Source organism: Planctomycetia bacterium (assembly GCA_016795155.1).
Lineage (GTDB): Bacteria > Planctomycetota > Planctomycetia > Gemmatales > HRBIN36 > JAEUIE01.
In genome coordinates this window covers 1-13,931 of the sequence record JAEUIE010000044.1, presented here as the reverse complement: position 1 = coordinate 13,931, position 13,931 = coordinate 1, and the positions used below count along the sequence as shown (strand labels likewise).

The 13,931-nt window shown below is 51.1% G+C and carries 9 protein-coding genes; 7 read left to right on the top strand and 2 right to left on the bottom strand.

Annotation, left to right across the window (positions count from 1 at the left end):
- Nucleotides 1-51: 51 nt before the first annotated feature.
- On the bottom strand, nt 52-3,744 hold the full coding sequence (gene secA / locus JNJ77_14865) for a preprotein translocase subunit SecA (protein MBL8823865.1): 3,693 nt from the start codon (nt 3,742-3,744) through the stop codon (nt 52-54).
- Nucleotides 3,745-4,026: 282 nt separating this feature from the next.
- On the opposite strand from secA, the gene JNJ77_14860 reads away from it, so the two are divergent.
- The 3 genes from JNJ77_14860 to JNJ77_14850 all read left to right on the top strand — a co-directional run bounded on the left by JNJ77_14860 (nt 4,027) and on the right by JNJ77_14850 (nt 7,657).
- Nucleotides 4,027-4,782 (top strand): SDR family oxidoreductase, encoded by a 756-nt coding sequence (locus JNJ77_14860; GenBank protein MBL8823864.1) that lies wholly within the window; start codon nt 4,027-4,029, stop codon nt 4,780-4,782.
- A gap of 68 nt (nt 4,783-4,850) precedes the next feature.
- Complete coding sequence (locus JNJ77_14855) at nt 4,851-6,896, top strand: ABC transporter permease subunit (GenBank protein ID MBL8823863.1); 2,046 nt, start codon at nt 4,851-4,853, stop codon at nt 6,894-6,896.
- 68 nt (nt 6,897-6,964) lie between these two features.
- Entirely contained in the window at nt 6,965-7,657 is a 693-nt protein-coding gene (locus JNJ77_14850; GenBank protein ID MBL8823862.1) for a hypothetical protein, read from the top strand.
- Here JNJ77_14850 and JNJ77_14845 read toward each other — a convergent pair whose 3' ends face one another.
- A complete protein-coding gene (locus JNJ77_14845) occupies nt 7,658-10,183 on the bottom strand; it encodes a PPC domain-containing protein (protein ID MBL8823861.1) in 2,526 nt (841 codons plus the stop codon).
- A gap of 162 nt (nt 10,184-10,345) precedes the next feature.
- Between JNJ77_14845 and JNJ77_14840 the strand changes: the two genes are divergently transcribed.
- The 4 genes from JNJ77_14840 (at nt 10,346) to JNJ77_14825 (ending at nt 13,776) form a co-directional block, all read left to right on the top strand.
- Nucleotides 10,346-10,975: an RsmD family RNA methyltransferase gene (locus JNJ77_14840; GenBank protein ID MBL8823860.1), complete on the top strand. Its 630-nt coding sequence runs from the start codon at nt 10,346-10,348 to the stop codon at nt 10,973-10,975.
- On the top strand, nt 10,941-12,212 hold the full coding sequence (locus JNJ77_14835; protein MBL8823859.1) for a CCA tRNA nucleotidyltransferase: 1,272 nt from the start codon (nt 10,941-10,943) through the stop codon (nt 12,210-12,212). The genes JNJ77_14840 and JNJ77_14835 overlap by 35 nt, the downstream gene beginning before the upstream one ends.
- Nucleotides 12,209-12,766 (top strand): YqgE/AlgH family protein, encoded by a 558-nt coding sequence (locus JNJ77_14830; GenBank protein MBL8823858.1) that lies wholly within the window; start codon nt 12,209-12,211, stop codon nt 12,764-12,766. Before JNJ77_14835 ends, JNJ77_14830 begins: the two co-directional genes overlap by 4 nt.
- Nucleotides 12,767-12,882: 116 nt before the next feature.
- Nucleotides 12,883-13,776, top strand: a complete 894-nt coding sequence (locus tag JNJ77_14825; protein MBL8823857.1) for a hypothetical protein — start codon at nt 12,883-12,885, stop codon at nt 13,774-13,776.
- Nucleotides 13,777-13,931: the final 155 nt, after the last annotated feature.

Sequence of the window (13,931 nt, the reverse complement as noted above, 5' to 3'; positions counted from 1 at the left end):
TCAATTCAGTACTCAGGCTAAGCACTGAGAACTCAGCACCGAGTATTTTTTTTAGCCAATGTCCTTTTTCATGTGACACTGCTTGTACTTTTTGCCACTGCCACAGGGGCAGGGGTCGTTGCGGCCGACGCGTGGCCCCTTGTTGCGGGCCGGTTCCGGTTTGCCTGCGCCCTGCTGGCTGTTGGCGATGGCTTCATCCTGCTGTGCCCGAATACTGCCTTCGGGAGGCAGGGGTCTGCTGGCGGCATCGTGCCGGGTCTGAGCACTCGACAGCACCGCTTCGGATGTATCCTGAATGGCTTCTTCCATGCGGAAAATCAGATCAGTAATCTTGTCGCGAATGCTTTCCTTCTCCTGGAATTCCGCATTCGGATCACCTTCCCACATCTCATCGAACGCCCGCATACCTTCGCGTTTGTAGGTCGTTTTGGGATCCTGCTGTGCATAGCCCACGAAGCTGATGGCAGATCGAAGGTAGTCCATCGAATAGAGGTGGTCTTTCCAGGAAGAGTCGACCACGTTCAGCACCAGTGAACGTTCCATCGACATCATTTCCGGTCGATAGACATTATCAAAAGCACAGTAAAGTACCTGGCGAACATGATCTTCCTTGAAGCCAGCCAGTTCATTGACTTCCACCTGCAGCTTGAGCGACTGGTTGGCCCATGCCGCCAGTTCCCGTGCAGATTCTTCGCTGAGCTTGGTCGCTGAGCCGAAGTGCTTGTCCAGTTCTGCTTCAATGCGATCAGCCCCATCTGCCGGGTAGGCTTTCCGGCTGGTGTCAATCAGCATTTTTTCGATGTTGTCCTTGGTGGCAATTACGAACTCAGGATCGGCAATACCAGCAGTACCACCGGCAAACCGTTCCTTGGCCATGGCTAACAGTCCGTGCGGATCAAACCGCTGCTGGCCATACATGTCGCGGCCCAGGAAGTGATGCATCAATACTTTGACGGGGAATTCAACTTCCTTTTCCGTGTAAAGCTGCTTCACCTTTTCATTCAGCAAGGCTTTAACCGTGGCACCCGATTTATCACGCAGTTCGTCGATGTTGACCGTCAGGTTGAATTTAAGCCTGAACCAGTTAGCAATAGCAGACAGGCCGTAATCTTCTGCAAGCATCGGGGCACCTTCCCGAATGTCAATGGCCTCAATGTTCTTTTCAGCGCGAGGCAGCAACTCTTCCATGATCTTGTCACGGCCGATCTGCTTCAGTTCACGCACCGAAGTCTTGACGCCAAACTTCGCGTCCATGAACTTGGCAAAGGCTTCCCAGTTCCACTCGCTGTCCTCAATGGTGGGATCCATGTTCTCTTCGAGGGCATCCTGGATGGCGTTGACCGCCTTCATGCAAGCCTTGTTCTTGGCATTGGTTTCAGCTTCGCTGAACGGCATGCGGACAAATTCGCTGGGGTCATACTCGCAATTGAGCCGATTGCCGACAAAGCGGGTAAACGCTTCGGTGCCGTAACGATCTCCCAGGAATCTGTCCACGTTTTTGGAAACGGTGTCCTGCAGCATTTCCTGAATAATCAGCTTGCAGTTGGCTCCATCGAGAATCTTCTGCCGGAAGCCATAGATGCGTTTACGCTGATAATCCATGACCTCGTCGTATTCCAATAGATTTTTGCGTATATCGAAGTTGCGTTCTTCCACCTTCTTCTGGGCAGCCTCAATACGCCGGCTGACCATCTTGCTTTCAATGCTTTCGCCCTCTTTCATGCCCAAACGTGTCAGCACGTTGGCGACCCATTCACCCATGAAAATACGCATCAATTCATCTTGTAGTGAGACATAAAACCGGCTCGATCCAGGATCGCCCTGACGGCCTGATCGACCGCGAAGCTGATTGTCGATGCGGCGTGATTCGTGCCGTTCCGTGCCGATCACATGCAACCCGCCCAGTTCAGCAACCTTGCGACCTTCCTCTTTGGTTTTCTCACGTGCTTCAACTTCATCTACTTTTGCTTTCCAGACATCAACCGGTACGTCGAGACGAGTCTGGTATTCATGACGCAGTTCATTCCAAGCCATGTATTCCGCATTACCGCCGAGAATGATATCGGTCCCTCGACCAGCCATATTGGTGGCAATGGTGACTGAGCCTTGTCGACCTGCCTGGGCAACAATTTCAGATTCCTTGGCGACAAATTCAGGTTTGGCATTGAGCAGTTCATGCTTGATGCCTCGGCGTTTAAGCATCACGCTCAGTTCTTCCGATTTGGCGACATCCGTCGTGCCAACCAGAATGGGCTGTCCCGATGCGTGTACATCAACAATTTCTTCCAGAATGGCGTTCCATTTTTCTTTTTCTGTTCGGAAGACAACATCAGGATAATTCTTGCGTTTCATGGCCCGGTTTGTTGGCACAGCCAACACATCGAGCTTGTAGATCTTCCAGAATTCGTTGGCTTCGGTCATGGCCGTACCGGTCATGCCTGCCAGCTTCTTGTAGAGCTTGAAGAAATTCTGTAGGGTGACCGTCGCCAGCGTCTGTGTTTCTTCCTTGATGGGTACATTTTCCTTGGCTTCTACCGCCTGATGCAACCCGTCCGACCACTGTCTGCCAAACATGGCACGACCAGTGAATTCATCGATGATCACCACGATAGGTCTGCCACGTTCATGTGGTTCCTGGCTTGGCGCGACCATGTATTCCTTGTCGCGGTGGTAGAGGTGGTGTGCCTTCAATGCCTGATCGAGCAGGTGAGGCCAGTGCATGTTGCCTGCGGTGTAAAAGCTTTCCACACCAGCCAGCTTTTCTGCATAGTGAATGCCTTCTTCAGTGAGATGGCAGGTGCGTTCCTTTTCCTTCACTTCGAAGTGAACATCTTTCTTCAACTGTCGGGCAACACGATCTGCCTGCTTGAATCGTTCAACGTTGCCATGTGCTGAACCACTGATGATGAGAGGCGTACGGGCTTCATCGATCAGAATGTTATCCACTTCATCGATGATGGCGTAATTCAGTGCCTTCTGACACTGCTGCTGATACTTATTGAAACGGTTGTCACCCCAACGGGCCGGCTTCATGTTATCTCGCAGATAGTCAAAGCCGAATTCGCTGTTGGTGCCATACGTGATGTCGCAATCGTAGGCATTACGTCGCCCTTCAGGATCAATATCGGTTTGAATGAATCCCGCCGTGATTCCCAGGCCCTGATAAATGGGTGTCATCCATTCGCAATCGCGACGGGCCAGGTAATCATTGACCGTGATGACATGCACCCCCTGACCAGTCAATGCATTCAGGTAGGCAGGTGCGGTGGCTACCAGCGTTTTTCCTTCACCAGTCACCATTTCAGCAATCTTGCCCTGGTGCAGTGCAATGCCACCGAGCATCTGCACATCGAAATGACGCATATTCTTGAATCGACGGCCAGCTTCACGACAGGCAGCGAACGCTTCGGGAAGAATGTCATCCAGCGTTTCGCCCTTGGCCAGCCGTGCCCGGAATGCAGGGGTTAATGCCTTGAGGCCTTCATCGGAAAGCTCCCGCATTTTCGGTTCTAGCTCATTGATGCGGGCCAGCACGGAACCAGGAGCAATGCGGTAAGGTGGATCCTGATCCTTCAGACGGATAAAACCGAGATTGCGAACCGCACGTTCGTTGCTCGATCCGAACATCTTGGAGAGTAGGCCGTTGACGCCCTCGGTCATGGCCGTAAATCCATCGCCGATCTTCTCCCACAGACTGCTATCGTCTTGCCGGGGTGCTGCGGGTTGATTGGATGTCGAAGCCATCTTGGGTTCTTTCGTAGCGGTAGACATCGTGTGGAGCGCCTGACTGAAGGAGTTGTGGAAATACTGAGAGATTGGGTATCCCTACCCGCATTTTCCCCGAGTTCAAACCGTAAGTTATCTTCGCACCAAAAGTTCTGAAGAAAACACAGCGGTATTAGTACAGTATATGAACCAAGGAAGTGTACGCTGGTGGGAAAAAGGGGTCAATATCGCCTCATACACTGGTGTAATGTAATCAACTTGACAATCTCCGTATCATTTTCAGTTGAAAGGTGAATTACGATGCGATTTCACAACAAAGTTGCACTGGTTACAGGGGCCACTTCAGGTATTGGCCGGGTCACTGCCATCGCCTTTGCCCGCGAAGGAGCCAGGGTTGTGGTGGCTGGCAGACGTGCTGTAGAAGGCGAATCACTGGTTGCAGAATTGAAATCACATCAGACCGATGCCTTGTTCGTTCCAACCGATGTCAGTCGTGAAGAACAGGTCAATGGATTGATCGAAGCAACCATGAAAACCTTTGGCCGTCTGGATGTGGCATTCAACAATGCTGGTGTGGAGGGGCTACGGTACAAGCCGACGCATGAACAGACCGTGGAGAACTATCGCCAGGTAATGGATTGCAATGTTCTTGGCGTGTTGCTGTGCATGAAATATCAGGTTCCAGCCATGTTGAAAGGGGGCGGCGGGGTGATTGTCAATAATGCATCCGTAACAGGCGTGGTGGGTGTAGCAGGCATGTCAGTCTATGCTGCATCGAAACATGCCGTGATTGGTCTGACCCGTTCGGCAGCACTGGAGTATTCCAGCCAGGGTGTACGAATCAATTCGGTTTCTCCCGGCGTGGTCGAATCGGAAATGTTTGAGCGAATGTCCGAAGAGGGAAGCAGCAGGGAAATGCTGAACAAGATGCATCCCATTGGCAGAATCGGCAAGCCTGAAGAAATCGCCAGTGCGGTGTTATACATGTGTTCGCCCGAAGCAGGCTTCCTGACTGGAGCCAATCTGCCTGTGGATGGTGGTTTGACGGCACAGTAATCAGTTGGAAAGATAATGCATCACGTCGGTTCATCTGCTAGGTTGTAATGCAACTGGAGTATTGGCTGATGCTCTCGATGATTACAGACCTGTTCGGTCCGATCTTCGCCAAGGAAATGGTGGAGATGTCGCGTCGATGGAGGTATTACCAGAATCGCATACTATTTGGCGCTGTGGTGCTGCTGGTTTTATGGTTGGTCTATGAAGAATCGCAGTGGATGGTTCGAATTCAGGGCAAAACAACAGTCGCAACCCTGGCCCGCATGGCGGAGCACTTTTTTCTGGGCTACCTGTGGGTGCAGTACCTTGCGGTCTATATTTTTGTCCCCTTTTTTCTCACCGGTGTCATTTCGGGGGAACGTGAACAAAAGACACTTGATCTGCTGTTTACCACGCAACTCACCAACCGGGAAATCATCTTCGGCAAGCTGCTTAGCCGTGTGGTTTCAATGGTGCTGCTGATTCTGAGCGGTGTGCCCATTGTTGCCATGACCATGTTGTTCGGCGGCGTGAATGCTCAGGTATTTGTCCACGCACTGATAGCTACCATGGTGGCGTTGCTGTATGTCAGTTCTTTTGCCATCTATTTTTCCACGACGACCAAAACCACACTCGGTGCGTTGATCAGAACCTACTGGTGGATGCTGTGCTGGCTGCTGGTGATTCCCATGCTGATTTTTGCCGGTGCAGAAGTGCTTCACAGTCTGGAAGTGATGTACCAACTGGAAATATTTGGAAAATTGAGCCCCGCGTTTTCTCGCGATGGAATCTATTTTCTGGCCTTAACCATTGTTTGCCTGATCAATCCATTAGCGATGTTCGTGATATCAGTCGAAGATTTCACGGCCATGCGGATCAGTGCCGTGTTAGGCCCCTGGTATTTCTGGTGGATGTTGATTTTGCCGGTGCTCTGGTCCTGCCTTTTGATTTACCTGGCCATGCGGCGTGTGCGAATAGAACCAGGGCCAGGTAGATTGATGCAACGCATACGGCGGGCAATTACCTGGGTGGTGAATCTGATCCTGCTCAAGCCGGTCACTAGCCGCTTGCTCAAGCATCTGCCCAAAAGTAAGCCTGATCAATGGCTCTGGTTTCCGGTCGAAAATCCACTCTGGCAACGGTCAAGGCGGGCATTCGTCTACGATCGGGAGAATCACTTGCAGCGTGCTCAATTAGGTGGCTGGATTCTGGTGATTCTGGCTCTTGTATATCTCGTAACACTGGATGAAAACTTTTTCCGACGCGTCGAATCGATTATCGTTTTCATGGTTTGGCCCTGGCTGGGCCTGGCAATCATGGCTTGCCTGACTGCTGGCATCTGTATTGTGAATGACCGGCGACGTGGTTTCCTTGAGTTTATTCTGGTGACGCCACTCGAAGCCCATGAAGTCATATTCGGGACATTCCTCTCGGTCTGGCGACATGTCAAGAAAGTTTACCTGCTCATTATTACGGTCATGCTGCTCTTTGTACTTGCAGACCAGGTTACGTTTAGCAATGCAGTGCTCTCCATATTTATGGGTACGTTAGTCACGATGGGGTTTGTGCTGCATGGCATAACCTGCTCGCTGGTAGCCCGCTCGGTAACGGGTGCCCTCTTCGCTGGTTTCAGCCTGCCGGTGGTGACCGTCATTCTCGTGCCGATGGTCTTTGGCATGTTCCGGGAGGATGGACTGATGACCCTCTGGCTGCTCTGTATGCTTCTGTTGCCTCTTGCCTGGCTGCTCACGCTGTGGACCAGGCATGCCTTTACGGTGTCGTTACTATCGATACAGGTTCATTTATTTCTGGTATGCCTGTGCTCGTGCTGGATCATGGGTAACTCTCGTAATCCGTATTTTGATTCCATTAGTTTCATCCATCCGGCTATGATGACGCTGATTCCTCTGGATCGTTCTACCTATGAATACAGTATGCGCAATCAATTATCACGCTTCTATCCAGTATTGACCGTCATGTATGCCACTGGCCTGGCCTTGCACCTGATCTGGCTGTTCTGGTGGCTATGCAAAAACTACGAAACACTCAGTGGCAGGCACGAAAAAGCACGTGGTTCTCGCAGAAAATCGGTGCAAATCAAACCCCAACGAGAAACTGTTGCTGCAACTCCATGAACTTGGAGGATTGACCTGTATTCCACTCCACCTAAGATGTCAGTTGCAAAGAGTTTCAGGATGCAGCAATGAAGGCTGAAGAACGGCATCGTCTGGCAGAAAATGATCTCTCCAAGGGGTTAACTCAGTTAACGACTGGTGTGAAACGCCCATCGAACATGATTCTCCTCATGTTGGGGCTGGTCGTTGCCCTGGGCATCGTTTACTGGTACTGGTCGAGTACTGCTGCCAACCGTGTTTCGCGAGCCTGGATTCAGTATTACGAACAGCGTGATCGTCTTGGCGATGCTCCAGAGCCCTGGAAGTCAGGACCCGCAGGTCATGCCATTCTGTTAGGTGCAGCAGATCAGGCGTTCGACCGGGGCTTTTCCCAGTTGTTCATTGATCCACAACAAGCTCTAAAGGAATTCGACCAGGCTGCCCAGCAGTACGAATCGCTGAGCAAGACTGCCAGCCATCCTGAAATTCTGCTGCGTGCATTCATCGGTGCTGCCCGTGCTAACGAGAATCTGGGTGATGTATCGAAAGCCATCAGCTTTTACGATTCTGCTATCAACAAATACGGCACCAATAATGATTGGAAAGATCATCCATTACTGAAGGATGCACGTTCCCACAAGGAAAAGCTTTCTGCGACCGGTGATAACAGTCTCAATGCACTCTATCAGTCGTGGGCAGCCAAGCTGAAACAGGTCTCCAGTGGCGATCCAACTCTGAAGGCTCCACAAATTCCAAGTATTCCACTTCCGCCGGTGAAGTAATTACTTCTTCTTGGCTGGTGCTTGAGGTTTTGCCACATCAGCTTTCACTACTTCAATCGGAAGTTTAATCTCGGTCACGAGATTCACTCCATTTACCGTGCCTGAAAATCGCACTCGTACGTTGTCTGTCTTGACCGCAGTAGCATTCCGGTTGGCTTTCAGCACCAGCTTGGCTTCCACTGCTTTTTCCGCAATGGTCAGAGGAACTGCAGTGATTCCTCCTGGCAACCCCTGTACCTGAACCGTAAAAGCGCCCTGATAATTATTCAGGCGTTTCAGTTTTAGTTCGACGGTAGCTTCTCCCTCAGGTTTCAGCGAAACAGGTGAACTGGGAACGGTGACTTCGACCAGTTCACGGTACACTTCAACCGGGCAGGGTGATGACCAGTCAGAGATCTGAATAGTTGGTTTCTGTTTAGCCTGCGGGTCTTTGGCAAAAGGCACCTGGGTGACTGCGCGTAAAACCAGTGGAAACTGTTTGGCCTGGCTGTTAGGTTGCACCTGCAGCCTGATCTCGGCATCATTTTTATCTGCTGCCAGAGTGAGCGGCTGATTGTTATTGAACGTTACCCCAGCTGGCAGATGCAACGCGGTGATGATGATTGGAGTTTTGGCTTCCGGCCAAAGACGTTCTACTTTTACTTTGAGGTTATGTCCGGCTCCCGCTGGAAGTTTCAGTTCTTTCTCCACCGAACTGATCCGGAATGCCGGTTTACCCGCACAAACTGAAAGTACCATAGCCCGGCAAAGTCGACTGATGCCCGGACTGTTGTTCTGTTCATTGACATTAGGCCATACCAGGCATCCTGTTCGTACTTCCCTTGTCACCGTCTGTCCATCAATGCTTGCGGTTGCCTTGATGACCAGATTCACATTCCCAACGGCTGCTTTATTCGTTGCGGAAAACACGATCAAACCGGTGTTGGCACCGGCGGGGATGGAGTTTGCTTCACAGGTCACCCCGGCAGGCAACCCCTCCACACCGATGGTAATCGGGCCGGTAAATCCACCTCGTCGGAACACCACCAGATCTGCAAGCTGTTTGCCGCCTGGCACCAGCCTGATGGCGCCTGGGTTAACCGGATTGGCGTCGGCTGCCACCACGCGAAAATCGGGTCTCGGTTTGTTCAAACTGATCCGATACATCAGTCGGGGATCACCTCGCAGAGTCGCATCCCGACTGCTCACCAGCAGATGATATTTTCCATCAGCAGGCAATGTGACTCGAACCGATGGATCGTCGGTCCGACCGTAAAAGCGATGATACAACACCGGTTCACTTTGATCGTCGTACTCGCTGATCAGTGTGCCATTGTCCCGGTACAAGGCGAAATAGAGATCAACCGGGACACCCAACCGCTCGGCAAAGGCTTCCATGGCAATGAATTCGCCCGCCTTGCCGGTGAATGCATACCAGTCGCGGTCATTACGTCGTTCAATGCGGCCTGCCAGTTCACAAGGCAGGGTAATCGGTTGTGCCTTGGCTGCAGTGCCATGATCCGCTGCTTCCACGATGATTGGTGCATGAGCATAGGTTACTGGCACGGCATTAGACCAGCCTGCAGCGTTCCTGGTGCGATAAAAGAAACCGTCCAGAGTTGACCTGAAAGAAGGTATCCAGCATTGACCCTGCAACTGCTGTGCAGCATGTGCATCGGCAGGGGGCGTCAGCGTGACATTTAGTTTCTGAAGAGGCTGGCCATTGACGACAAAACTGGGATCAGCAGTTCCGCCTGGCAAATTGTAACCCCAGATCGTTCCTGAAGTCGCTTTGCCTGGCTCTACCATGCCAGGGTAGATGGCTTCAATCCAGGGGCGTGTCGAAACACTTAAACGATAGAACGACTCTGGATTTCCTTCGACATGGGCATGTGCACAGATTCGGATCAGGTAAACGCCATCGACGGGAGCAGTAAAGGTGCAGATTCCATCGGGTACAGCGCGAGGTCGATTGGCAGAGATGAGTTTCCCGGATGCTTGAAAAACGCGAACATCGGGTTCCAGACGGCTGTCCATACTCTCAGCGAGGATGTGAACAATAATGGTTTCATTCTGTTTGCAACTGACGGTATAATAATCAACATCAGCAGGACTTTGAATGACTCCGTTCACCGTAGAGTTAAGCGAAATGCTCTGAGCCTGGGGGACATCGTTGTTGGGTTCTTTTTCCGCATATTCGGGCAGTTCGCCTACGACAAATGCCCGAGGGTTGGTGGCTCCCCAGGTGCCAACAGCACGCACATCAAAGTTGCCTGTAACAGTTTCTTTGGGAATCTTGACGGTAAAGGCATTGGGCAGGAATGCACCCTTCTTGGCAGGGTCAGGTGTTCGTTCAGCGGTTAAACCCGCGGGTGCAATCAGCAGGCTGGTGACCTCATCCAGATCAGTGCCTGTGAGCACGACTTTGACCTCAGTGCCTACCTGCCCTCCAGCGGGTGAAAGTACATTCAGACGAGGCACGGGCTGAGCGTGCAAAGCATGAACAGAAATAGAAAGACAGACAAGAACTGCAAGGTATCGAAGCATGGCAAACATCTTTCAGGCGGGAACGGACAGGAGGGAAGCAGGCAAGTTATCTCTATCCTAAGAAATCAAAATGTGGGGCACAAGTGAATGGTCATGGATGTTTCGTGAACCAGCGGCTGTTTTTGTAGAATAGCAAAGCCAACGTCTATTCAAGAGGTTTCAGTGCAGTACCGTTTACGTATTATTGGCGGCGATCTTCGTGGTCGAAAGATCGATGTGAAACTCGATCCCAAGCTCCGGCCCATGTCGGATCGGGCTAGGGGAGCGTTCTTCAACATTCTGATGCACGAAATACCCGAACGGCCTTTTTTCGACATCTTTGCAGGTAGCGGAGCTGTCGGACTGGAAGCATTGAGCCGCGGAGCCAGACAGTCTACGTTCATCGAAAAAGATGGCGCTGCTGTACAGGCTATTCTGAAACACGCAAAAATATTTGGTGTCAGTGACCAGGTACGGGTGCTCCAGGTTGATGCCTATCGATGGATTGAAAAAGGAGCCATTCCCAAAGAACCTGCGAATTACTTTCTGGGTCCACCCTATACGGATATCAGTGAGCAGGCTTCTGCCATCCGGAACAGCGTGGAAGTATTACAATCAAAGATAGCTCCCGGGTCAGTGTTGGTGCTCCAGACCGATGATGACTACGATCCGGAACAACTACCCGATGCCTCACAGTGGGACGTTCGTCGATATGGCCGGAACCAGCTTGCCATCTGGCATCAACCCGACGCCAGCCGAACACGCACAGAAGATGCGGATGTTCGCACTGTCGGTACTGACACGTCTGCGTGATGCCGGTTATTGTGCCTACTGGGCTGGCGGCTGTGTACGCGATCTGCTCCTGCGAATTACACCTCACGATTACGATGTAGCCACCGATGCCAGCCCAGATCATGTCAGAAAGCTGTTTCGCCGGACGATTGCGGTAGGGGCCCAGTTTGGCGTCATTGAAATTCTGGGACAGGAACCCGGCATTCATGTTCAAGTGGCTACCTTTCGTAGCGATGGCCATTACTCCGATGGCAGACACCCCGATTCCGTTCGTTATGGAACGCCTGAAGAGGATGCCAAGCGGCGGGACTTTACCATCAATGGATTGTTCTTTGATCCCACGCGCGATGAAGTGATTGATTTTGTCGGCGGACAACTTGATCTGAACCGAAAGCTGGTTCGCGCCATCGGCGATCCCGTACAGCGGTTTGAGGAAGACAAACTCCGCATGTTGCGTGCCGTTCGGTTTGTCAGCAGGCTGGGCTTTGCCCTGGAGGAACAGACCGCAGATGCCATCAAACTGATGCATCCCGATTTGAAGCAGGTCAGTGCTGAACGGATTACTGATGAACTGAAAAAAATGCTGCTGTACCCCGCACGTCAGATTGCATTGAATTACCTCATGAAGTTGCGTCTATTGCCAACACTGCTTCCCACACTGGTAGACATTGAACAGGCAGAAGAGACATTCCCAGGCGTTCTGGTCAGCCAACTGCCTGGCGAAAGCAGTTTTCCGCTGTGCTGGGCTGCGGTGTTGCTCGATTTGCAGCGTGCCTTTCGAGCGGAAATGCAGATCACACATCAGGAATTGTTTGGCACGTTTGGCAGGGAATTCAGACTATCACAGGCTGAGATTGCCCAGGTTGATTTCCTGATTCGCTCACTGGAGAAAATGCATCATGCTGCAAGCATGCCCTGGGCAGAATTAAAACCTATCCTGGCACATGCTGATGTGGCTGACTTGTTGAGCCTGGTGGAAGCAGATGTCAAGGGACGAGGAATCTCAACGCAAGGTCTCGATTATTGCCGCGAACACCTGCGTCATTGGACTAGGGAACAATTGCAACCTGCACCGCTTGTTACGGGTGAGGATCTGATTCAATTAGGCGTTACGAAGGGTCCGCGTTTCAAAGTGCTTCTCGATGCAGTCCGCGATGCTCAACTGAATGAAGAAATCAACAACAGGCAGGATGCATTATCACTACTGGAAAAACTTGCAAAGCGGGTCAATTCAAGCGATGATGTATCACCAATATGAAATCACTTAAAGGTCATTTACTGCTGGCGACAGAAAGTCTGAACGATCCGAATTTTTCCCGTTCGGTCGTGTTGATCTTTGATCATACCGAGAATGGAGCAGCGGGGATCATTCTCAACAAGCCCATGTCTGTCACGGTGGCGGATGTGGCTAAGAAGGCATTTGAATTTACCTCGAACTGGCAAAAGCCATTGAATATGGGCGGGCCAGTCAGTGGGCCATTTGCCGCTGCCCATACCATCCGGGACATGGCAGATATGGAAGTAATGCCTGGGGTTTATGGAGCCTTGTTGCCTGAACATTTGCAGCAACTGATTCGCAAGCAGCAGGAGCCAACACTGTTTGTGCTCAACTATTCCGGCTGGGGGCCAGGGCAGTTGGAACAGGAAATCATCGAAGATTCATGGGATGTGATGCCAGCCAAAACGGAACATATTTTCCATTCAGAAGAGATCGATTTATGGGAGCAATGTCGCACGGAATTGCAACGCTCACAAGCCCTGCAATCAGCATTGGGAATCCGGATTAAGCCGCTTGATCCACGTATGAATTAAGATGCTGCCTTAAGTCTATGATAAGTTCATGACTATGCTGTTTTTACGCTCGTTTACTCATATTCTGAAGGCATGAGATGAATTGAACCTCAGCCTTCCTCTTCCAGGAGTTTCTCATGTTGGCGCGTTGTTACAAGCTTCAGGGTTTGACACTCTGCCTGTTAGCCTTGGTGCCTGTTTGTCTAAATGCACAGGAACTGCGATACAAGTTCCAGGCAGGTAGCAAGAATTCCTATGTCATGGAGCAGAAGCAGAACATGAAAATGTCTGCCATGGGGCAAGAATTCGAAATCAACATGAACATGATGTTCGAAATGTCACAGACTACCGAATCAGTCGATACCGCTACTGGCAATGGCAAGATCAAGCAGAAGATAGATCGCGTTGTCATGAAAATGGAAGGCGGGCCAATCGGCTCTATGGAATACGATTCCAAAAGCGATAAGGAACCCGAAGGAGCGCTCGCTGCCATGGCTGGCATTTTCAAAGCCATGACAGAAGGCGAAATCAAAATGACCATTTCCCCACGTGGCGAAGTGTCGGATGTGAAGATGTCAGAGAAGCTGATGGAAGAACTGAAGAACGTTGGTGGGCAGGCTGGCGGCCTGGGTGGCAACATGTTTTCAGAAGACCAGTTCAAGAACATGATGGATCAATCCGTTCTGGTTCTTCCCAAGGAAGCACCAGTCTCCGGCAGCACCAACTGGGAGAAAACACTGGATATGAAGATGGGCCCGATGGGTACCATGAAGACCAAGACCAAGTATTCCTATGCAGGCAAGTCAGGCGACTTCGACAAGATTGACATGAAGCTCAATCTGAATCTCGAACCCGATCCCAATGCACCATTCCAGATGAAGATGACCACTAAGGATGCCAGTGGCACTACGCTCTTCGACAACGCCAAGGGCCGCGTTCAAGAAATGAACATGAAGACGATCAGCGAAATGGATATGGGTGGCATCGGCTCTGCTAACATTACCCAGACCATGACACTGAAACTGAAGTAATTACGCTTAATGAGTTAGAGCATCTAACAAAATGAGCTAGTGCTTCTCGTCCAGTCAGGCTATAAGTTTGGCGAGCAAGGAGCACTGCTATGGCCAAACCGATTTTGGATGATCAACTCTGGGCATTGATTGAACCATTGTTACCGGTTCCCAAG